Here is a 22,685-nt window from a genome sequence, read left to right on the forward strand (position 1 = left end):
ATGAGCCAATTTGATTCTACATCTTTTCTAAAAACAGTCCCGCATAAACCGGGTATTTATCAGATGTTTAATGATAAAGATACGATTATTTATGTGGGAAAAGCTAAAGATCTTAATAACCGATTAAAAAGCTATTTTAACAGCAGTAAAAAAACATTAAAAACAGATATGCTAGTAAGCCATATCAATCGGGTTGAATTTACTATTACCAATACCGAAACCGAAGCCTTACTGCTTGAACAGACTTATATTAAAAAACATCAGCCTCGTTATAATGTTTTGTTAAAAGATGACAAAAGCTATCCTTTTATCAAATTAAGCAAGGAACGTCATCCACAACTATCGCTGTATCGAGGTGCAGTTAATCGGAAAAAAGATGAATTTTTTGGCCCTTATCCTAGTGGATATGCGGTCAAACAAATATTAGCCTTATTACAGAAAACCTTTCCAATAAGGCAATGCCTTAATACGACCTATCGAAATCGAACTCGCCCTTGCCTGCAATATCAAATCAAACGCTGTCTTGGGCCTTGTGTAGCGGGATTGGTCAGTGATGAGGATTATAATGAACAAGTTAACTATGTCAGACTGTTCCTGTCCGGGCAATCAGAGCAAATCTTGCAGAAAATTACTGAAGATATGCAAAAGGCAAGCAGTGATCTAAATTTTGAGAAAGCAGCTGTGTTACGTGATCAGCTACAAGCTATTAAGCACATAAATGAAAAACAAGCAATTTATAATAATAATGATAACCTCGATGTGATTGGATTCCATTATGAGTTGGGTTTAGCTTGTATTTACGTGTTATTTATTCGTAACGGGCAAACTTTTGGTCACCGTTCTTATTTCCCTAAGGTGCCTTCAAACACTGAGCTTGAAGAAGTTATTGAAACATTTTTAGGGCAATTCTATCTTCAGGGTAACCAAAATAGAAATATCCCGAAAAAGATCTTACTTAATTTTTCATTGTCTGATAAACAGCCAATGGAAGAGACCCTGTCACTTATCGCAGAACACCAAGTTAAGCTGGTTGATGAGCCAAAAGGTGACAATCTTAAGCTATTAAATATAGCCACCGTTAACGCTCGAACCGAAGTGAAAAATAAACTATTAGAAAACTCGACCATTAAGCAAAAATATGATGCCTTAAAAGCGTTTTTAGGAATTGAAAAAATTAAGCGTATGGAATGCTTTGATATCAGCCATTTTATGGGGAAAAATACGATTGCATCTTGTGTTGTGTTTGATGATAAAGGCCCGGTTAAATCGGAATTTCGCCGTTATAACATCACCGGCATTACGCCAGGCGATGATTATGCGGCTATGGAACAAGTTCTTACTCGTCGATATAACAAAAAAGATTTACCGGAAGAGAAAATTCCGGACATCATTTTTATTGACGGCGGAAAAGGACAACTCAATCAAGCATTACAAGTTTTTGAAAACTTGAGTGTTAATTGGGATAAAAATCATCCTATTTTAATTGGTGTTGCCAAAGGTGCGGAACGCAAAGAGGGATTAGAAACACTTTTCTTTGAAGCACATGGAACAGGTCATTACCTTGATGATCACTCCCCTGCTCTGTTGCTTATCCAGCAAATTCGCAATGCTTCACACGATCATGCTATCGTTGGGCAACGCAAAAAAGGCGTGAAGCAGCTAACTGATAGTGCTTTAGAGCATATTGAAGGCATAGGCGGTAAAAGACGACAAGCTCTTCTTAAACATTTTGGCGGATTAAGAGAGTTGAAAAATGCAAGTATTGATGAAATTGCTCAAGTACAAGGTATTTCAAAATCTTTAGCTGAAAAAATTTATCTAAATTTACAACAATAGCACATTGAAAAATTAACATATTTCAGGCAACATAATCATAAAGAATCACTGTTTTTTAATTATCGCTATTCTATTGATTAATAAAACAAAAAAAAGAGCTTATGTCACATGAAAATCAACTTCCCTACTTTCTTAACACTGTTTCGCGTTATATTAATACCTTTTTTTGTGCTAGCTTTTTACCTTTTTCCTCATGATTGGTCTGGTTTTTTTTCAGCATTAATATTTTTAATCGCTGCTGTTACTGATGTGTTAGATGGATATCTTGCTCGTCGTTTAGGACAAACGACAAAATTTGGTGCTTTTCTTGATCCTGTTGCTGATAAAATTATGGTCACTATCGCTTTGGTTCTCATTACCCAATATTATCAAGCTTGGTGGATCTCAATTCCGGCAATCATTATCGTTTCCAGAGAAATTATTATATCCGCTTTACGTGAATGGATGGCTGAAATTGGTAAACGCAATAACGTTGCCGTCTCATCGATAGGTAAAATCAAGACCATTGCCCAAATGACCGCACTAACCTGGCTACTTTGGCGTCCATGTGATCTTGTCATCTATGCGGGGCTGGCAGCGCTTTTCTTTGCTACAGTTCTAACTTTATTGTCCATGTTCCAATATTTATGGATAGCACAAAGTGATTTGTTAGATGAAGAATAATTTATCGGAAAGTCGATAATCGTTAGTTTTAGTGTAATTTTGTTATCTTCTGTAAGTTCACAAAATTACACTTCTCAATCCCCAAAAACTCAATATTAAACCAACAATAAGCTAAACATTGAGCAATTAAACAATTAATCCAAAATTTATGTTGACTGAAATCTCAAGATAGGTAAAATGCACTGCATTCAAAGCGAATTACCTTACGTAATAAGTTTTGAGCCCGGGTGGTGAAATCGGTAGACACAAGGGATTTAAAATCCCTCGGCCTTTTTGGCCGTGCGAGTTCAAGTCTCGCCCCGGGCACCATTTAAAACACTTCTCTTATGCGGGAATAGCTCAGTTGGTAGAGCGCAACCTTGCCAAGGTTGAGGTCGCGAGTTCGAACCTCGTTTCCCGCTCCAATATCGCGTTTAAAAACTTCTCTATACATCTTTTATTCATTAAGAAATCGAGCGGTTTACGTTTTATCTGTCCGTATAGGTTTTTATTAATATCGATACATTTAAGATAAAATGAATTGTTACTTGTATGAGTATCTGTTCTGTTCCTTTATTACCCAGTAATAATTCTCTATCTATTGCTGGGTTGTTTATGTTGTTTATTTTAAGGTAATAATCATTTTATTATTGAATAGTATCATCAAGTTCATGGCTGATGCAGTCTGAACTCTTTAATGATAAATGATAATTTTCAACACAATAGTTGTTAATACGCCCCTTTCATGCGGTTTAATGATTTGGAAAACGGAATCTAAAAAACAAACTTTAAACATTTAAAGATGGTAACGGTCTTTAGTTATTAGTCGATACTAATTGAAGTCGTTGGCATTTACGTTATTATTGGCTAAAAAACAACAAATGATTTGTTTTATTGAATATTCTAAAATAATTTCAAAAAAGGTATATATTAAAGTTTTTGAGATACGGCAGAAACTTTTACAAGGAATTGATCCTCAAAACTTAACAAGTCAGACAGGCAGGATAAGCTAAAAACTGGGACAACATATAGCACAATTCCGTATAACTAACGCCTCACTATGCTTCGTTATCGAATCCTACGCAGGTCATACCTGTGTAAGATTGGCACGAAGGAAGGAAAAAAGTAAATTTATCTAGATATAGCCTTTTTTATGCAAACATATACTCATTTTTTTCTGAGCTTCTTTACGATTATTTTCTAAATAATCTACAAGAGAATCTGGATATAAAGAATTTTTAGAAAAAACATCAAACTGAATTTGTAAGCATTCGAAATAATATATTTTATCAAGTTTTATTAAATATAAAAACGCTAAATCACCCTTCTTAAGTTTTGTTGATTTTAATTTTGTTTCTACATTAACCAATTGATTGTTTGTAATATTGTCTAGAAGGACTTTTATCTTTTTTTTATCTTTTTTAAGATCCATATAATATTGATCAATAATAAAATTATCTTCAAGACTATCCCAACTTAGTACAATATCATCTCCAAACTCGATATTGAATATATTTTCATTGTTCTTTTTAGTATCTAAAGTTATCATTCCACCATTAATAGTAAATTCATGTGCAGTCTTGTTTTCACTACACCCAATAAAAAACATACATATACAAGAAATTAAAATTAAATTTTTCATATTATTAATAATTAAGTTTTCTCTAAAAAATGGGATTTTATTTGCAATGTTTTCATCCATTTCGGTAAAATGATTAAAAGCGCTATCTTACAAATAACAAATTATGATACCGTTGTTTAACGCTTTTATCTATTCTGATGCCGGATGAGATTTAGGTAAATCGTACAACAAATCACATGTTACACCTAGTGGTGCCAAAATTGTAGCAATATCTCTCCTAATGGGTCATCATAAATAACATATTCTAAATAACATCAAACTAAAAATACCGTTTTTGCATTCTTTACATTAGATTTGATAGTGAATATGATGTAAGTCATAATAGAAGATAGAACAATCATTTTTATATGGATAATTTTCAAAAAATACTGAAAAATTAGATTGAAGTCTTCTATAAAACGTCTAAAAACAACAAATAAAACCACTCTAAAACAGATAATCGAAAGCAGTAATAATTAAGCGCTTTTGCAAAATATATAAGGTTTTAGATTTAAAAAGTCGATTCTCAACCTATTATTCTGAGAAACGGCTATATTTATAAGAGTAATTTCAACTATTTAAAAAAAAATTAATGTATAAATTTAATAAAGCAATAGAAGAATTATTAATTTAATGAATAATAAAATTTACGTACTATCGTAGATGTTTTTTAAATGGATGCTAGATAAAAAAGGATAATTTATGGACAAAAATGCTCAATTTTTTGCTGGTTATTGGCGAAATTCTTTAGTCGATGCTGTTTTTGCCAAAGGTGGCTTAGATAGCAAGGACATTGAGCAGTTTATCACATGTGATTCAATTGTATGGGAAAAAGGTCAGATTAGTGATGAGTTAACTAAAAAACTTTTTCAAGATGAGTCAAAGGATTGCAGAACTATTGAGATTGTATTAAGACCCCGAATTTATCGAAATAGAACTGAACATGCTTATGCCAAAAAAGATATCCCCGAATATGTTGTACCAATAGCGACCAATGCATTGTTGGCGAGAAATGGCCGACTATATCCCCTTAGGAATCATACTATCATATCCCGCGACATTTTAGAGCCGCTGGTAAAAGGATCCTTTTCAATAGGTTCAGTAGATAGTCTTGATAGTTATTTAACATCCAATATTGTGTCTGGTATTGGCTATCAAGAAGATGAGCAAGGTAATTGTGAACTAACCGATGAGAAATATGCTGTTGCTTGGAATACCTATTTAAAACATAGTGATTCACTACTAAAAGCCATTGCTCAAAATTGGCTTGAAAGCGATAATACTTTTGAGTTGTTGAATTATGGTTACATTATCAAGAAAGATATTGTCAAAAATGCAGCAATGCATATAGTTTCATTATATGATCAATTACGTCAATCTACTGATGACATCCCTCTTTTTAGCAAATTAGCCTCAAAACAGGCAACCATAAAACAACCTTGTTTAGCTAGCAATAGTCTTTTTTCAAAACGTTTGGCTCATTCAGGCGATAAATTTCCTTTAGCTGATGCACAACGAGATGCACTGAATCATTTATTAAATACAGAAAATGGTGAAATTTTAGCTGTGAATGGTCCACCAGGAACAGGAAAAACAACAATGCTACTTTCTGTAGTGGCTTCACTATGGGCAAAACATGCATTAGATGAAAGTGAACCTCCGGTCATCGTAGCTGCTTCCACCAATAATCAAGCTGTTACCAACGTCATCGATGCTTTTGGAAAAGACTTTTCTGTAGGGAAAGGATTTTTTGCAGGAAGATGGTTACCCGACATTGATAGCTTTGGCGCCTATTACCCTTCTCTAAGTAAAGCTGATAAAGTTGAAAATATATATCAGACCGAATCTTTCTTCAATCATATTGAAACTCATCAATACTATGATAAGGCAAAACAGCACTATATCAATTGCGCTCTAAATGCTTTTCCTGAGTTGAATGCAAAAGATTGTTCTGTCAAAGATATCATTAATAAACTCCACCAAATTTTAAAAATAGAAGTTGCTAAATTAGAACAAATTGAAAATTCATGGCTAAACTTATCAAACATACGCCAAACCATACAACAGCTTTATGGTGAGCCTATAACACAAACTAAAGCTAAATATGAACAACTGTTGCAAACTGAACAAGAAACAAAAAGTAACTGGCAAAATGTAGAAACATCTTGGCAGAAATATCTTGCTAATGAAAGCATATGGTATTCACTATTTTCATGGATACCACCAGTAGCTCAAAAACGTTTATTAAAAGCCAAGCTTTTTCTTAAAAAGATATGGCCTGCCGAACAAGCACAACGGCAATGGCAAACGATAAGCAGTATTTCCCTGTTTGTTGAAGGTAAAATTGACTCACAGGAGCTGATAATACAAAAAAATAAAAAAGTTATAAAAGAGATAGATGATTTTTGCTTGAAGTTGGAAAAGTCTCTGTATGATTGGAATGTTGCATTACAGCCTTTAGGTATAACTGATAAAAACCAAGAAATAACATTAACCCAAGTTGACAGTATTACAGATCTTCAAATTCGTTTTAAAGTATTCTTACTGACAACTCATTATTGGGAAGGTCGTTGGTTAATGGATATGGAAGAACTGCTTCCATACTTAGAAGAGTGGAAAAGAAAAACTGGCTATAAACCTACTAAGAAACGTTGGCATTTGCGAATGAAGATCACCCCTTGTATTGTCTCCACCTTTTTTATGTTACCAGCTAAATTTACCTACATTGGAGCAGAGTATAAAAAGAATTATCTATATAATTTTGCTGATTTATTAATCGTGGACGAAGCTGGGCAAGTTTTACCTGAGGTGGCCGGAGCATCATTTTCTTTAAGTAAAAAAGCATTGGTTATTGGCGATACATTCCAAATTGAGCCTATTTGGTCAATCCCACCTAAAGTCGATATCGGTAATATGCAAAGCGCTAAAGTTATTTGTAGTGCAGATATTGAAAAAGAATATGAATTTCTGAAACATTTAGGAAAAACGGCCTCCTCCGGTAGTGTGATGAGAATTGCTCAACAAGCTTCAAAATATCACTATGATCAAGATATGGAGCCGGGAATGTTTTTGTATGAGCATCGCCGCTGTTACGATGAAATCATTGTTTTTTGCAATGAATTAGTCTATAAAGGCAAACTTAAACCAATGCGGGGAAGCGCATCTGAAAAGACAGCGTTTCCTGCGTTAGGTTACTTACATATTGATGGTATCTGCCAAAAGGTCAGTTCCGGAAGCCGTATCAATAAGCTTGAAGCGACAGTCATTGCCAAATGGCTTACAGAGAATAAAGAGATATTAGAAAACCAATACAAGGAGCCAATAAATAAAATTGTTGGTATTGTTACCCCCTTTGGTGCTCAAGTAGCAGAAATAAAAAGAGTAATTAGGGAATCAAAATGCGGTATAAACATTGATGATGAAGAAGATTCATTAACTGTCAGCACAATTAACTCCCTACAAGGAGCAGAAAGAAAGCTCATTATCTTTTCACCTGTTTATTCAAAACATGCCAATGGCGATTTCATTGATAAGAAACCTAGCAAGTTGAATGTGGCGATTTCACGAGCAAGGGATAGCTTTCTAGTCTTTGGTGATATGGATATATTCGATCCCATTTTAAAAACACCGAGAGGTATTTTAGCCAAATACTTGTTCGCCAATCAAGATAATGAATTGTCTTTTAACTATATCGCTAGGGAAGATTTAACTAATTCAAGCAATGTGGATTATCTGGTTCTTAATGGTGTAAAAGAACATGATGCATTTCTCCAAAATTCTATTAAAAATGCTCAAAAAGAGATACTTATTGTCTCACCATGGGTTAGATTAGCGGCTATTAAAAGCACCAATATATTAAATATCATGGAAATAGCTGTAAAAAAAGGCGTCAAAGTTTCTGTCTATACAGATAAACAACTAAATTTCTCTTACTGTAATAATGAAAAACGAGAAGAACTAAAAAAAGAACTGTCTAACATTATGACAGAGTTTAAAAATAAAGGTATCGAAGCTAAATATGTTAACAATGTACATAGTAAATTATTGATTAAAGACAATGATCTGCTGTGTGTAGGTTCATTTAACTGGCTTGGCGCTCAAAGACAAGGTAAATATGTAAGGCATGAAACGTCTATCGTTTATCAAGGTAAAAGTAATAATATTGTCAATGAAATTAAACTTCTCAAGGGTAGCTTTGAAAGTCGTTTTTTTACAACAACTGAATAATATTTGCATTAGAAATGATAATCAATGATAAAAAAACAATGGTGGTAGGCAATATTTTTTAATATAAGAATTATTTACAAATGGAAGCAAAATAGATATTGAATCTTTGCAATCTATCTTGCTCGCCTCTATGAAGAAAAGAAACTCTATAAAGTAGATATTGATAGTAAATCTTTGCATAATAGGTACAGCTTCTTGCTGTTATTAGAATGGATTAAATCCAATCTGATTAACAGCAGGAATGATTGTAGTTAAATTGGCTAATCGATCAGGTTAAAAATTACTTACGCCAATAGCTCGAGTTTTACCTGCTGAATGATGCGCTTACGCACCATGAACATTACCGTAAAAAAGAGGAAATAATCGAAGAAAATGTAACATCACTAATAAATTCTTTTAATTCATTATATTTATCTGTATTTTCTTTCTTCAGTTTTTTAATGGCATCCTTTTCGTTTTCAGCTTGAATCTCAATATCTAATTTTTTATAAATATTACTGTCTAATTTATTTGTATCTATTTCATCTTTATCAAGAATCACTAATTTTTCATCTTGTATGAAGAATAAAAATGTTCTCATATAATCACCATGTTAAATTTTCTTGCTCCTGATAGCATCGTCTTTTTTATCAGGCGCCATAATCCATTCTAAAAAACTGACATTACCACAACTTTGAAGGATCAATTTAATCTTTTGCTGCTTGTCTCGCCATTAGGTTTGGTGGTGGAGCCAATCAGTTTTTTAGAATTGTAGCTTCATTTTAAGATGACTTAAATAAATTTTTTAAAGCACCAATTGTTTTAATTTCTTAAGATAATTTTTTATTCAAATTTTGAAGTGTCGGTAGCACAAACACGGAGTCGATGACCATCAGGATCATTTCCTACAAATGTGTATCCGAAATCGAGCATTTGGGGTTCAAGTTCAATTTTAACGTTTAGTTTTTTCCATGCAGAATAAATCGCATCTACATCATTTTTTGTTACATCACTAAAAGACAACTCAAAACCCCCATAATGATTAGGTGCCTTTGGTGTTATTTTATCGGCCTCTTGAAGTCCCAAAATAAAACCATCATTCAATAAAAATACAGCAAAGGCAGGATAAGTTTCAACAGGTGGACGCCCTAGTATTTTTGTGTAAAACTCTGTGCTAGCATCGACATCTTTGACATAAACAATAACGCTATTAGGTTTAAACATTTTTCTTTCCTTTTAGTGATAAAAATTAGTTCAATTAATTTTAGTTATCTCTATTTTGATGTAGCATTGCTGACAACTGTATGTCATATTTAAAATTCAATCTAAATTATTTTGCAAACATAAAGCATGAAAATTAATCGTATAATTACTACCATCATGGTATTGCTACAAAGAGAAAAAATAACTGGTAAAGAATTAGCAGAAAAATTAAATGTATCATTGCGTACTATTTACCGAGATATACAAGTTATTGAGGGAGCCGGTATACCCATTATTACCTATCAAGGAAGTGCCGGTGGAATAAGTATTTTAAAAAATTATAAAATTAGTAAAGGTCTATTCACTAAAGAAGATGTCATTGTTTTATTAAAAGGCCTCAACTTATTATCCTCACCGGTTTTAAAAGAAAGTGAAAATTTAAGAACACTCGAGAAAATAAAGAGTTTTTTATCAGAACAAGAACTTGATGAAGTGACAAATAACTTAAATCAACTTATTGTTGATTTATCGCCTTGGTTTTCCAAACAAAATATTGATAACAAAATATCTATTATAAGACTGGCACTGAAAGAGCAAATGCTTTTATCGTTTGATTATTTAAGTGTTAGGAATAAACAAGCCTCACGTTTAATTGAGCCATATAAACTTATTTTTAAGGAAAAAGAATGGTATTTACAAGCTTTTTGTCTAACTAAAAATGACTTTCGTGTATTTAAATTGTCAAAAATGTCAAACATTAGAAAAACAAACACTAAATTTATTAAGCAGACAACGCCTGAAGCATTCTCTTTATTCCAAGCGGATATGAAAAAAAAGATTTTTAAAATAAAATTGCTAATAGATGAATCGCTTTTGGAACGTATTTTAGATTTTTGTGATGAAAAAGATATTAAGAAATTAAATGGACAACAGTATCTTGTAGATTTTAACTTTATTGATGATGACTACAGTTATGGCATTTTACTAGGCTTAGGTCATAAATGTATTTGTTTAGAGCCTGAGCATATACGTCAAAAACTCATTGAACGAGCGGAAACATTAGTTAAATCTTACAAAGAAACTGTCAATCCATTTATGTCAAATTAGCCTCAATAACTAAAAATTTAAACATCTAATCTCCGGCTCGTTAACCATTTTACTTTTTCCGGATCTCGATGATCAAAAAATTGACTTGTATTTGTATCAAGCGCTGCTATTTGTTGCATATCATTATCCGAAAGCTCAAAATCCCAAATATCTTGATTTTCAATTATACGCTCTTTACGCACAGATTTAGCCAAGCTTGCAATGCCTCGTTGTGCTAACCAACGCAATACCACTTGCCCTATTGTCTTACTATTAATACTCGGCGATGAGCTAATATGTAAAGATTTTATATAAGCCTAAAGGACCTAAAGGGTAACTTTTCATCTTTCTATTACCCAAATACCAAAAATGGCTATGTCTTTTAATTTACCTACTATATGTAGGTATTTTTTATCAGATACACACTTATTGCGTTAATTTTTTCCATTTTCTGATTTTAGTCCGAAAACTTTTGAAGGGAGCAACCGAGTTGATGTGAATAAATCTTGCAACAGTCCAGCTTTCAGGATAAGGCTTAGTCCAATTCCGGCTATCTTTTATAAATAGTGTCTCCTCCGACAATGAACCAATCCAGCCAGTCCAAATATCGACCGCTTGTTCAAAGTGCTGTATAAGCTCTTTTAAAGATAATTCTTTATATGCTTGATAGAATGACTGATAAAGCTCACCTAATTGATTCCATTTGTAACCTTTGGCAGGTAAAATGGGAATCTCTCCCGAGAGTTCGGTATCATCCCATGACTTTACTAACGCTAACCAACCTAGTTGATAAGCAATCATTTGAGCCGGTGTTTTATCAACACCATCCACTAAATTATCTTTTTTATCTTCAGGGACCGTTTTAAACTCTTCAATAAATAACTCAGCCGTTTTATTGATTTCATCTAATAATTGCTTTTTGTCCTGATAGATCATAGTTAGTTCTCCGTTAACCCAATTAACTTAGCTATTGTATGTTATAAGTATCTTACCCATTAATCAAGTAAACCGATACTGTCAAATTAAGGAAGAACATAAGCCAACAAACAATAATGATAATGTAGGTAAAACAATATGGACTAATGAAAATTTTTCATTAATCAGAATCAACCATGATTTGACTCATAATATTTTTATATCCGTCTGTGATGATGATTGCAGGAGTTTTTATAGGATAAAATCTAATCTAACAGAAAGCTGATATATCGCCAACTGTTAGATTAATATTAAATAAACCTTAAGTATTGTATCTAATTAGGGTATTTACTGACACTCAAAATTAGTCGGATTATTGGTGTCTCCTTTTCCTTTATAAACTGTTTTTTGCGGATATGGGCATAATGGTCGTTGTAAAGTAATTTGACCTTTTTCTATTTTCTGGGCTGTAAGTGTTGTTGGCGGCTGTTTGTTTTCGACCCAATTTACCAGTGATTGAAAACCATTAATTCTATCTGCACCCTCCCCACCTTTACAATGATCAACACCTGGTGCCATGTAAAGTTTCAAAAATTCGTCTGTATCACTCTGTCCGCCCATTATTTTTAATACCCGATTGTAATAATGAATTGTTCCTTTCGGTGGTATCAACTTATCATCCCAACCGTGCCAAATAATCATTTTTCCGCCTAAATGCTTAAATTGGCTTAAATCAGCATTATCAGTACCGATAATGGGTCTATATAGATCGACTGAGTCATTAAAATAGTTTTCAAATCCTTTATAACCTAATTGTTTCCAATCAACAGTAGGATTTTGGTTGATCCAGTATTTCAAATAATCAACCGGAATAGGAAAAGGTGTACTTCCGGCTAAAGCATCCATTTGTGCAGTCGGCTCTATGCCATACCATAAAAATTGTCCTGTTTTAGTCGTTGGGCCTTGCCAAATTTTTTTTAATGCGACAATTTCATTATTATTTAATCCCTGCTGTTTTAAAAATTCATCAGTTATTTCAAGCGAAGCTGGATCGTCGATAATGCCGTCTTTAATCCCATCTTGTTCATCGGCTAAATTTATAATTGCTTGGCGTACTTTATCTAATTTCGCTGAATCAATTGGCTGCCCTAGCTCTTCTTGCATGACAATTTGTGGCCATAATTCTGAAGGAAGAAATTTATCCCATTGTATGGCCGGTGCGGTAATATATAATCCATTGTAATCAGCTGGAAATTTTTGTGCTTCCATTAACCCTTGACGACCGCCAGTTGAACAACCATTCCAATAAGAAAAACTTGGCATTTGACCATAATAGTTTTCAATAACCTGCTTGGCTTTAATTGTCATTTCATGCACACTACGATAAGCGAAATCGGCAATAGCATCTGCTTGTAGCTGGTTATTTTTGAATACAAAATTTCCCTCTAAAAGATTACCTTGATGTCCGGTGTCTGTTGCAACAGTTGCATAACCGTCCTTAACAGCTACAGCTAACTCATCAAAAGGAATAAAACCTGCATAACCGCCTCCTCCAATAGCTTGTAACCGATGATTCCACTGTGTCGGTAACCAAACTTCTATATTAATTTCCGGCTGAATGGCTAATTCCACTCGACAAAACTGTGGAAGCCCCGTTATCACGTTATTTTCTGCGCCCCTCAGCGTATCAGCTAATTTTGTTAAAGGCGTAAATCGCTCTTCAATAAGCTCGCTTTTTATGACTTTAGCATTGTCAAATTTCATTTCCGTCAACGCATTACAACGCTCAACGATTGAATCGGGTGACACAGCTAAAGCTATATTACTGATTTGACTTAATAACGAAATAAATAACAGACTATATTTCATCATTCCCTATCCTCCTACTAATTTATGAAAAACCTTTTCAAGATGATTTCATATTAGTCTTTAACTATATTGCTGACAATAAAAATGCGCATAAACTATGCGCGACTTCAAATAATTAATTTAGCGAAGGAAATAAGGGGGAATTTATCAGTGATTGAGTCAACGCATTATTATTATGAATTTAGAATATCAAATAACCTAAATGTTTATAACTGTTTGAAAAGGAAAATCTCTGTTACAGAGAGATTTAATGTTATGTGAGTTTGTTGATATGTTAATAAAATAAATATCGATATAGAGAAAATATTTCCCTCTGCTCATCGCCTTTTTTCTTTATCAATAAAATATGCATTTATAGTCAATTCTAAAAAAAATAAACCTATAAAATTAAATTCCGGGCAAAAAAAATCAAAATTTTTTCGAACTGTGATCTTCATCACGCTAGATATTAAAAGCAGGATTTGGTAAGTTGATGTCATTTTCTTTCAGTTTTTATAAGCCAAATCTTCTCTAATTCATAGGTTAGCTCTAATAAAAATCATTTTTTGTTTTTTTAAAGTCTGAATAGTTATTTTTCATTTGTTGTTAAACAAAAGTATTTTTTCCATTTTTTAAAATCCTAATAATTTGTAATAAAGATCACAATTTCATAATGCACCTGTGCCTATACTACAGATAACTTTGGTAGTTGAAGTCACCAAACTTTGTTTAATATTAAGGAGATTGAAATGAAAAAATCTTTAAAAAAATGGATCAAACTGGGATTACTTTCCTCATTATGTTTGCCCATAAGTTCTGCTTTCGCAGATGATTATCAATTATCTGGTCAAAATACTCAAATCAAGATTAGCAATAGTGATGATAAAAAAAGTATTACTGTTTTTAAAATTATTAACCCCAAAAACAACGATTTAATTGATGTCAAAACATTATTTGAAATCACATTAGATTCCGGTCAGAAATTAACGGATAAAGACTTTAGTTTAGACAGCCTACAGCAAAAAGATAATAGTATTTATTTAAACTATAATGGCCATAATATGACCATTGAAACGGTTCTTAATTTACAAGACGACAAGCATTTTGCCAGCTACGAATTACAAATTACCCCTAAAAAAGATGCGCTTTCAATGACATCTATTTCATTGATGCCATTTCATTCTCAAGCCCCTTTTGTTTATGGTTCTGTGGTTAGCTCTCCAATAATTAGCGACACCTTTTTTATCATTCCTGAAAATCCATTAACCAATACTGTGGCTTACGAAGGTGGTGTTTCGCAAAAAATTCCTCAAGCAATCCCGCTACAAGCCAACCATACTCTAAGTTATAAAACTTATATTGGTACTTATGAAAATGGTCAGTTAAGACGTAATATAAATCAATTTATTAATAATGTTAGAGAGCGCCCTTACCAACCTTATCTACACTATAATTCGTGGCTAGATATTGGATTTTTCAACCCTTATACTGAAAAAGAAGCCCTATTACGTATTGATCAATATGGTCAAGAATTAGTTGAAAAACGTCATGTTAAACTAGATGGTTATCTGTTTGATGATGGATGGGATAACTTGAAGAGTAACTGGGGCTTTGGTGATAATTTTCCTGATGAGTTTAAAAAGTTAAAGGTAGCATCAGAAAAATATCACGCCTCACTTGGCATTTGGTTATCACCATGGGGCGGATATAATAAACCACGTGATACTCGAGTCGCTAATGCTGCAACTTTTGGTTATGAGACAATGGACGGTAAATTAGCACTATCTGGTCCAAAGTATTATGCGAATTTCCATAAACGTATTTTAGAATTAATCAATAATCAAAATATTACCATGTTCAAACTTGATGGTACTGGTAATGCCGATAAAGTAATTAAAGGCAGTCAATTTACCAGTGATTTCGATGCTGCGATTCATTTAATTAAAGATATGCGTGAAGCTAATCATAATTTATATATTAATCTAACGACCGGTACTCAAGCGACACCTTCTTGGCTGTTTTATGCCGATTCAATTTGGCGAGGCGGCGATGATGTAAACTATTATGGTCCGGGTAGTAAAGTACAACAGTGGTTAACTTATCGTGATGCAGAAACTTACCGATCAATAGTATTGAAAGGTCCATTATTTCCTTTAAATTCATTAATGTTACACGGTATTGTTTATGCTAAACAGGCTAAACATTTACAACAGGAAAGTGCTAATGATTTCGCCGATCAAGTTTGGAGTTATTTTGGTACCGGAACGCAATTACAAGAGTTGTATATCACACCGGAACTATTAAGTGCTCAAGATTGGGATACGCTTGCCGCTGCCGCACAATGGTCGAGAGATAATCAAAAGGTTTTATTTGACACTCATTGGATTGGAAAAGATCCTACAAAACTAGGCGTATATGGCTGGGCTGGTTGGACACCGGATAAATCGATTATCACATTACGCAATCCTTCAGATAAACAACAAGTTTATTACCTTGATTTACAAAATGATTTAGAGTTACCCGAAAATGCCGGTCAGACCTTCAAAATTAGCATTGATTATCATAGTCAATCTTATGCTCAAAAGCCGACATCAATTGAAAAATCAGCAATGATTACACTCGATCCTTTTGAAACAGTTATTATGTCTTTAACTCCGCAGTAATTTTAAATGATGCCTTATTTAGTATAAACAAGGCATCAATACTTCTTTCTTTCACTTGCTATCTTGCAACTCTTTTTTCACCTATTTTGAACTTATCAATTAACTGTTTAACGTTTGATAAGTATTAAAATTTATATGAAAAACTTGCTTTAAAGTTGCGTGCTAAACCATAAGTATTTTCACCTAAATATAGTCGATAATCTTTGTTAAAGATATTATCAACGGCCAGTTTAACTTCAGCTTTTGGTAAAAATGTTGGCTGCCAGGTTGCAAATAAATTATGTAATGAATAACCTGATGAACGACCTAAACCATACGCGCCAAGATCAGCAAGTCCATCATGATTTCTATCTTCTGACCCTGTTCGATCTTGTTTTCTGACAAATTGAGCATTCCAACCTGCTCTTAAATTCCATTGAGGAATTTTAAAACCAGTAGTTAAAGTTGCTGTACGAGGTGAAATTGTCGCAACATAAGTTTTGTTATGCATCCATGGAGCTTGTGGCGCGGTGTCTCGCTCTCCTTTTTGGATGGAATAAGTTGCACTGGCAAACCAATATTTACTATCATAAAAGGTTTCTAGTTCAAATCCGTTTACCACTAACTTTCCGGGCAGATTTCGATAATTAGATTGACCAACCGGACACGATTTACCGGGTCCACAAATAGAGCCATTAAAACCTCGAGTAACAAAAATTTCGTTAGTAACACGCTGTCTAAATAAAGTGCTTCGAACTTGTAATTTATCATCGTCTAACATTAGATTATTGAAATCGAGGATATTTCCCACTCGAATCGACAAATCACGCTCTTTTTTTAAATTGCGACTGGTTGCAGAGATTTTACCACTACCACCATTTTTAGGTGTGAATTGAACCTCATAAGTTTCATCAATAGTCGGTGCTTGCCATGCATAGCTGATATCACCGAAAAATCCGATATTTTCTGTCGCTTGCCAATATGAACCCAGTCTAGGTGTCCAACCGGCATAGGTAACAGGCGAATAATTATGTCCATAACGAGTATCCGGATCATTATAAGCTGATGCATAATTTTTCTTACCGTGATTACGAACATAATCGTATCGAAGGCTTGGCGTTAAGACAAAATTGCTAATCGATAATTCATCTTGTAGATAAAAACTATAATTTTGTTGTTTTCCGGAAGGCATATAAGCAGGTTGGAAATAACCATGATTATAATTTGGTTTTTTCTCATAATTTTTGTAATACATCAACGTATCACGATCATGCAAATGCACTTGCGCACCAATTTTTAGAACATTATCAATTGGCCCTGTAGTAAAAATACTGTTATTTTCAAGCTCAACGGTTTTATCAGTGTAACTGACCCAACTCTCATTGCCCATGGTACCTAAAGAAGAAACCGGATTATATTTGGCTGGCCTCGTGTCATGTTGCTTTGTTTTTGAATATGTGGCACGTAAGGTAAAATCGACTAATGGATTATAAGTTGGTTGATAGTTCCATTTAAATTGCGCTGATTCATCTGTTTGATCACGTTTGACTAATTTTCTTAGCCAAGCTGCTTTATATCCATATTTTTTAATTTGAGCAGGTGTTGGCGGCGTCATCTTTTCGACATATTTTGCTGCCCATGGCTGCCATGAATCTCGTTTTGAGCGGATACCGGATATCGTGAACGTATGCTCTTCATTAGGTCTAAAATTTAATTTCCCCATATAGGTGTCCATATCATCTTCTGAGAATACAAATCGAGAACCATCCGGTCTTTTAAAATTGCCACTATCGCGGTTAGTGTAGTAAAACAGTCCATCAAACATATCATCTTTTGTTCTACCGTAAACAGCAGTTGTTACCATATTTTGATGATTATTTGAATGGAAACTATATTTAACTAAAGCACCAACATATTTATCAGGATCGAGTAAATCAATCGCATCTTTAGTTTCCATAGTTACTACCCCACCAAATCCACCATTACCAAATTTGACATCATGCGGGCCTTTATTCACTTCAATCCGTTTAAGCAATTCCGGTTCAACAAAAACCGAGCCTTGTTGGTATTTTTGGAAACCTTTTTGTGCGCCATCAACAATAATTTTTACATCTTCTACTTTACCAAATCCCCAAATATTTAACGTCTGTCCACCGGGTCTAACCGAACCGGCGGCGCTCACGCCTGGTAATGTATTGAGTAATTCAGCTACATTATCTGCTTGTTTTTGATCTATCAAACCTGATGTAAGTGTTGATCGCCCCGCAATAACGCTATTAATTTTTTTCAATTGATCTTGTGAGTTTGATCTTGCTATAACGGTAATAACATCATCGATATCTTCACTATTTACGTTACTTTTATTCCTTTTTGTCTGTAATTCTTGCTCATCTTTGTTTTCTGATGAAATATTCTCACCAGTTGAAGATTCTGCTTGAAGAGAAAAACTCATACAGAGTAACAGTATACTTATTTTCTTATATCCCATACTTAGTTCCTTTTAAAAAGCATAGTTATTAAATAAACACAACTAAATTAATATTACCCACACAAATAATAATGATAATCATTATCATATGAGGATTAGGAAGTATAGGTTTTTTGGGTATAAATAAATAGCAAAATTTGAAATTAATTTATATCTTCGATAAATTTAAAAAATACGCTGAACATAAAAAAGCCCTCTGTTTAACATGAGGGCGATATCTATTTTTTGGATTTTTAATCTGCTCCAATCTATTTATTGTCACAAATTTCATCAATTGATAACGTGGAAGGTATATTGCGATTATCGGTAAATTTGAAGCGAAATAAAAAACGAATATCATATAATCTTAATGCGTCAATCACATCTGGCTTATCACAAAATTGGTCACTAAGACCTTGTCGAATATTTTCTGAAAAATCGCTAATAGACATACTTTGACTATCTGTTGGCATATTATATTCAAAAATAACATAATTGAGATAAGAAAAAATATTAGCCACTTCATAGCCGCCTTCGACTTTAACCGGGAATTTTTCCTTAGGACCTAATAGTGAATTTTTAGCACTATCAGCTAACCCTTTTGTAATATTAGCAACAGGTGGCAATTGAGCACTATAAGCATAAGAAATGGTAAAAATCCAAGAAAACAATAATGCTAATCTCAAAAATCTTTTCATGGTATTATTCCTTTTGTTAATGAATTAAAAAAGTATAGAACCTAAAAAACGAATAGACAGCAGTGCATTACTTTTTACGTTAGACCGTAAACCGATATATTTCTCAATTAATTTATTTTTTATTTGGGATATATTTTAACTTTTTTCAAATCAAATAGGCACTAAAAATCATCATTTCTAAGTAACAATCCCTATTTACCCTTTTTGTTTATCATCATAATAAAAGTTTAGCTATACAGCAGAAAATTTTAAGTAATAAAGCTTATCTAAGTTATTTGGCGTTTAGATTTTAAGCAATATATTTTTTTATAATCTACAGCATATAACAAAATTTATTAATAAGGAAAAAAACTTACTAAACAGTAATTATTTTGGATTTCTTTTTTTTTACACTCTTTTTATTGAATCAGACAACAAATACTGTATATTTATACATGATATCAGCAGATATAAAAATATTTGATGAATTTCGTGTTGTTTTTAGGAGAATTTTCTTGAATAAATATTGTGTAGTATTAGGGATTGTAGATAATTCAATCAAAAACTATTTACCTTTAGTTGATACACCGGTTAGAGCAGGATTTCCTTCACCGGCCGATGACTATTTGGAAACCAAGCTTGATTTGACGCAGCATTTAGTTAAACATCCTAGTGCGACTTATTATATTAAAGCTGTAGGTGACTCAATGATTGATTATGGTATTTACAGTGGAGATCTATTAGTTGTCGACAGATCTTTAGAACCCAAAATAGACGATATAGTTGTTGCTGCTGTTGACGGTGAATTAACCTGTAAATGCTTAAGTATAATTGAAGAACAATACTACTTATTATCCGGCAATAAACTGTATCCTCCTATCTCACTAACCGGTAAAGATGTCCACATTTGGGGAGTGGTAATACATACCATTCATTCGTTACGAAAACGAGGCCATTGATGATAGGATTAATTGACTGTAATAATTTTTATGCTTCGTGTGAACGTGTTTTTAACCCAAAATTAGAAGGAAAACCCATTGGTATCTTATCCAATAATGATGGATGTGTTATCGCTCGTTCTAATGAGCTCAAACCTTTAGTGCCAATGGGAATGCCAGCTTACAAAATTGAACCCAAAATTAGAAGAAAAATTAAATTATTGAGTTCTAATTATGAACTTTATGGTGATATGAGTGAGCGTGTATTTGATACAGTTCGTCATTATACTGCTGATATTGAACCCTACTCTATTGATGAAGCGTTTATTCAATTAACCGGATTTACAAATGTCACAACACATTGCAAAAACTTAAGAGCAGTTGTAAAGCGTGATACAGGCATTCCAGTGAGTATCGGTATTGGTCATACCCATACTTTAGCAAAGTTAGCAAATCATATTGCTAAAAAACAACCCATTCATCAAGGCGTTTATTGTCTTCCTGATGATCCCAACTTACTGGATAATATATTAAAAACATTTCCTATTGATGAAATTTGGGGAGTTGGTAGGCGTATTGCTCAAAAATTGCAAAACCTAGGTATTACTACTGCGTTAGATCTTCGTCGTGCTAACTTAAAACAAATTAAGCAACAATTTTCAGTCGTACTTGAACGCACAATACTTGAACTAAATGGAATAAGCTGTATAGAATTGGATGATCTTTCTACCCCGAAAAAAAACATTATGACATCTCGTAGTTTTGGTCAATTAACTGGCGAATTATTTGATTTACAGGAAGCTATTCGTATTCATGCAAGCCGAGGGGCAGAAAAACTAAGGCAACAAAAATCAATCGCAAATGCTGTACTTGTTTTTTTAAAAACAAACCACTTTCGTCAGGATTTAGCTCAATATAATCCATCGATAGTTGTACCGCTTAGTTCGCCAACTGACGATTCAAGATTAATTATTCGTGCAGCACAAAAAGGGTTACAAACAATTTATAAAAAGGGATTTATGTTTATGAAATCTGGCGTGATGTTACTTGATCTAAAGGCGAAAGATAACTATTGTCAGTCTGATTTATTTATTACTGAACAATCAATAACTTTACAACATAAGAATGATCAGTTAATGAAAACAATTGATCTGATAAATCAAAAAATGGGGAAAAATACCATTTCATTAGGTGGAACCAGAAAAGCAGCACCATGGCAAATTAAACGAGAGCTATTAAGTAAACGTTATACTACTCGTTGGAACGAATTACCATTAGTGAGATAATATTTTCCTAAACAATCTTAACATATTCTACAAATAACTCGATTATGGCAATGCGCCAAATAATTTTGGCTGATGTTTCTAGTTCACTATAGGCATTTTCAAATCATAAAGGTAAATCAGCATTTCATAATGGCGCAATAATAACAACAATACCGGATTGTTGGTTTACATTTATATCAACGCTTTTAGGATCCCATATTAACAATAGAGTTACGAAAACGTTTTAAAGCAAATAAAAAGAAAACTGTCCCAATTGCCAATAACCATGCAAAAGAAGTCCAAACGACATTTAGACCAGCTCCTCGATACAATATTGCCTGCCCTAATTCGACAAAATGAGTGGTAGGGGCAAACATCATAATATTTTGAACGATTTCAGGCATACTTTCTCTTGGTGTACTACCGCCAGATAACATTTGCAGTGGCAGCAATATCAAAATAAGTAACATCGCAAATTGAGCTGTTGATTTAGCAACCGTTGCCATAAATATTCCAAGTGACGTTGTCACAAATAAATGCAGTGCCGCCCCGACAAGAAACAACGTAATCGAGCCAGCAATTGGTACATTTAGCCAACTGTGCACAACTAACAGCAAAGCTACCCATGTTGATATCAAGACGACTAACCCCATTGACCAAACTTTAGAGATCATGATTTCAAATGGCGTCACCGGCATGGAAAGAAGATGATCAATTGTGCCATGCTCTCGCTCTCGCATTAAAGCCGCACCGGTAAGAATAATCGATAACGTTGTGACAATATTGATAATTTCCATAACAGAACCGAACCAAGATCGGCTTAAATTGGGGTTAAAAGCTGTATGAACTTGAATATTAACAGGTAAATTAGTTGCTTGACTATAACGATTAACGTATTGTGTAACTTCACCAGTAATAATTTGAGTAATATAACCATTTCCAACAAAAGCCTGCCCCATTCTCGTTGCATCAATATTGAGTTGAATTTCAGGGCTTTGATTATTTAGAACATCACGTTGGAAATTAGGTGGAATATTTAACGCAAAAGTGTAACTATCAGTATCCATTCCACGATCCACTTCATCCATGGAATATAACTTAACAGGTTTGTTAAACATCGGTGGATAAAAAGCGGCAGTAATTTGTCTTGATAATGGCGAATCATCTTCATCGACAACAGCTATTGAGGCGTGATGTAATGAATCTGATGTTGCGGTAGCAGCAATATAGATATCAAAGGTAAAACAATAAGCAATGAGCAACAGCATGATAGGATCACGTAGTAGTCCCCAAAGCTCTTTAATACCTAAACGATAAATATTAATTAAACTTTGCATAA

Annotated in this window: 15 protein-coding genes, 2 tRNA genes and 1 pseudogene; 9 read left to right on the top strand and 9 right to left on the bottom strand. The window is 33.5% G+C overall.

What is annotated here, in order from left to right:
* The 4 genes from uvrC to GYM74_RS06210 all read left to right on the top strand — a co-directional run bounded on the left by uvrC (window position 1) and on the right by GYM74_RS06210 (window position 2,903).
* Window positions 1-1,836 (top strand): excinuclease ABC subunit UvrC, encoded by a 1,836-nt coding sequence (gene uvrC / locus GYM74_RS06195; RefSeq protein WP_220217358.1) that lies wholly within the window; start codon window positions 1-3, stop codon window positions 1,834-1,836.
* Window positions 1,837-1,944: 108 nt separating this feature from the next.
* Window positions 1,945-2,499 (top strand): CDP-diacylglycerol--glycerol-3-phosphate 3-phosphatidyltransferase, encoded by a 555-nt coding sequence (gene pgsA / locus GYM74_RS06200; RefSeq protein WP_220217359.1) that lies wholly within the window; start codon window positions 1,945-1,947, stop codon window positions 2,497-2,499.
* A 221-nt stretch (window positions 2,500-2,720) separates the two neighbouring features.
* Window positions 2,721-2,808, top strand: a tRNA-Leu gene (locus GYM74_RS06205).
* Between the two features lie 19 nt (window positions 2,809-2,827).
* Window positions 2,828-2,903: transfer RNA gene (locus GYM74_RS06210), tRNA-Gly, on the top strand.
* A gap of 710 nt (window positions 2,904-3,613) precedes the next feature.
* Here GYM74_RS06210 and GYM74_RS06215 read toward each other — a convergent pair.
* Complete coding sequence (locus GYM74_RS06215) at window positions 3,614-4,180, bottom strand: hypothetical protein (RefSeq protein ID WP_220217360.1); 567 nt, start codon at window positions 4,178-4,180, stop codon at window positions 3,614-3,616.
* A gap of 621 nt (window positions 4,181-4,801) precedes the next feature.
* Here GYM74_RS06215 and GYM74_RS06220 point away from each other — a divergent pair.
* Window positions 4,802-8,326 (top strand): AAA domain-containing protein, encoded by a 3,525-nt coding sequence (locus GYM74_RS06220; RefSeq protein WP_220217361.1) that lies wholly within the window; start codon window positions 4,802-4,804, stop codon window positions 8,324-8,326.
* A 340-nt stretch (window positions 8,327-8,666) separates the two neighbouring features.
* Here the strand turns inward: GYM74_RS06220 and GYM74_RS06225 are convergent, their stop codons facing one another.
* The gene (locus GYM74_RS06225) at window positions 8,667-8,906 is read right to left on the bottom strand and encodes a hypothetical protein (protein WP_220217362.1); all 240 of its coding nucleotides are present in this window, start codon (window positions 8,904-8,906) and stop codon (window positions 8,667-8,669) included.
* A 242-nt stretch (window positions 8,907-9,148) separates the two neighbouring features.
* Window positions 9,149-9,529, bottom strand: a complete 381-nt coding sequence (locus tag GYM74_RS06230; protein WP_220217363.1) for a VOC family protein — start codon at window positions 9,527-9,529, stop codon at window positions 9,149-9,151.
* A gap of 126 nt (window positions 9,530-9,655) precedes the next feature.
* Here GYM74_RS06230 and GYM74_RS06235 point away from each other — a divergent pair, with 126 nt between their 5' ends.
* Window positions 9,656-10,615, top strand: coding sequence for a YafY family protein (locus tag GYM74_RS06235; RefSeq protein ID WP_220217364.1), 960 nt, complete (start codon window positions 9,656-9,658; stop codon window positions 10,613-10,615).
* Window positions 10,616-10,632: 17 nt separating this feature from the next.
* Here GYM74_RS06235 and GYM74_RS06240 read toward each other — a convergent pair.
* The 3 genes and pseudogenes from GYM74_RS06240 to GYM74_RS06250 form a co-directional block, all read right to left on the bottom strand.
* Window positions 10,633-10,863, bottom strand: a pseudogene (locus GYM74_RS06240) (aldo/keto reductase); the annotation flags it as partial.
* Window positions 10,864-11,020: 157 nt separating this feature from the next.
* A complete protein-coding gene (locus GYM74_RS06245; protein ID WP_220217366.1) occupies window positions 11,021-11,530 on the bottom strand; it encodes a ClbS/DfsB family four-helix bundle protein in 510 nt (169 codons plus the stop codon).
* Between the two features lie 327 nt (window positions 11,531-11,857).
* Window positions 11,858-13,381: a tannase/feruloyl esterase family alpha/beta hydrolase gene (locus tag GYM74_RS06250; protein WP_220217367.1), complete on the bottom strand. Its 1,524-nt coding sequence runs from the start codon at window positions 13,379-13,381 to the stop codon at window positions 11,858-11,860.
* Between the two features lie 725 nt (window positions 13,382-14,106).
* Here GYM74_RS06250 and GYM74_RS06255 point away from each other — a divergent pair.
* Window positions 14,107-16,020: a hypothetical protein gene (locus tag GYM74_RS06255; RefSeq protein ID WP_220217368.1), complete on the top strand. Its 1,914-nt coding sequence runs from the start codon at window positions 14,107-14,109 to the stop codon at window positions 16,018-16,020.
* Between the two features lie 124 nt (window positions 16,021-16,144).
* Here the strand turns inward: GYM74_RS06255 and GYM74_RS06260 are convergent, their stop codons facing one another.
* Together GYM74_RS06260 and GYM74_RS06265 are read right to left on the bottom strand one after the other, a co-directional pair.
* Window positions 16,145-18,487, bottom strand: coding sequence for a TonB-dependent hemoglobin/transferrin/lactoferrin family receptor (locus GYM74_RS06260; RefSeq protein WP_220217369.1), 2,343 nt, complete (start codon window positions 18,485-18,487; stop codon window positions 16,145-16,147).
* Between the two features lie 248 nt (window positions 18,488-18,735).
* Window positions 18,736-19,164, bottom strand: coding sequence for a hypothetical protein (locus GYM74_RS06265; RefSeq protein ID WP_220217370.1), 429 nt, complete (start codon window positions 19,162-19,164; stop codon window positions 18,736-18,738).
* Window positions 19,165-19,658: 494 nt separating this feature from the next.
* Here GYM74_RS06265 and GYM74_RS06270 point away from each other — a divergent pair, with 494 nt between their 5' ends.
* Window positions 19,659-20,102, top strand: coding sequence for a LexA family transcriptional regulator (locus GYM74_RS06270; protein WP_220217371.1), 444 nt, complete (start codon window positions 19,659-19,661; stop codon window positions 20,100-20,102).
* Window positions 20,102-21,367 (top strand): Y-family DNA polymerase, encoded by a 1,266-nt coding sequence (locus GYM74_RS06275; RefSeq protein WP_220217372.1) that lies wholly within the window; start codon window positions 20,102-20,104, stop codon window positions 21,365-21,367. The genes GYM74_RS06270 and GYM74_RS06275 overlap by 1 nt, the downstream gene beginning before the upstream one ends.
* A gap of 185 nt (window positions 21,368-21,552) precedes the next feature.
* Here GYM74_RS06275 and GYM74_RS06280 read toward each other — a convergent pair whose 3' ends face one another.
* On the bottom strand, window positions 21,553-22,683 hold the full coding sequence (locus GYM74_RS06280; RefSeq protein ID WP_220217373.1) for an ABC transporter permease: 1,131 nt from the start codon (window positions 22,681-22,683) through the stop codon (window positions 21,553-21,555).
* Window positions 22,684-22,685 lie beyond the last annotated feature (2 nt).

The organism is Gilliamella sp. ESL0405, from assembly GCF_019469205.1.
Taxonomy (GTDB): Bacteria; Pseudomonadota; Gammaproteobacteria; order Enterobacterales; family Orbaceae; genus Gilliamella.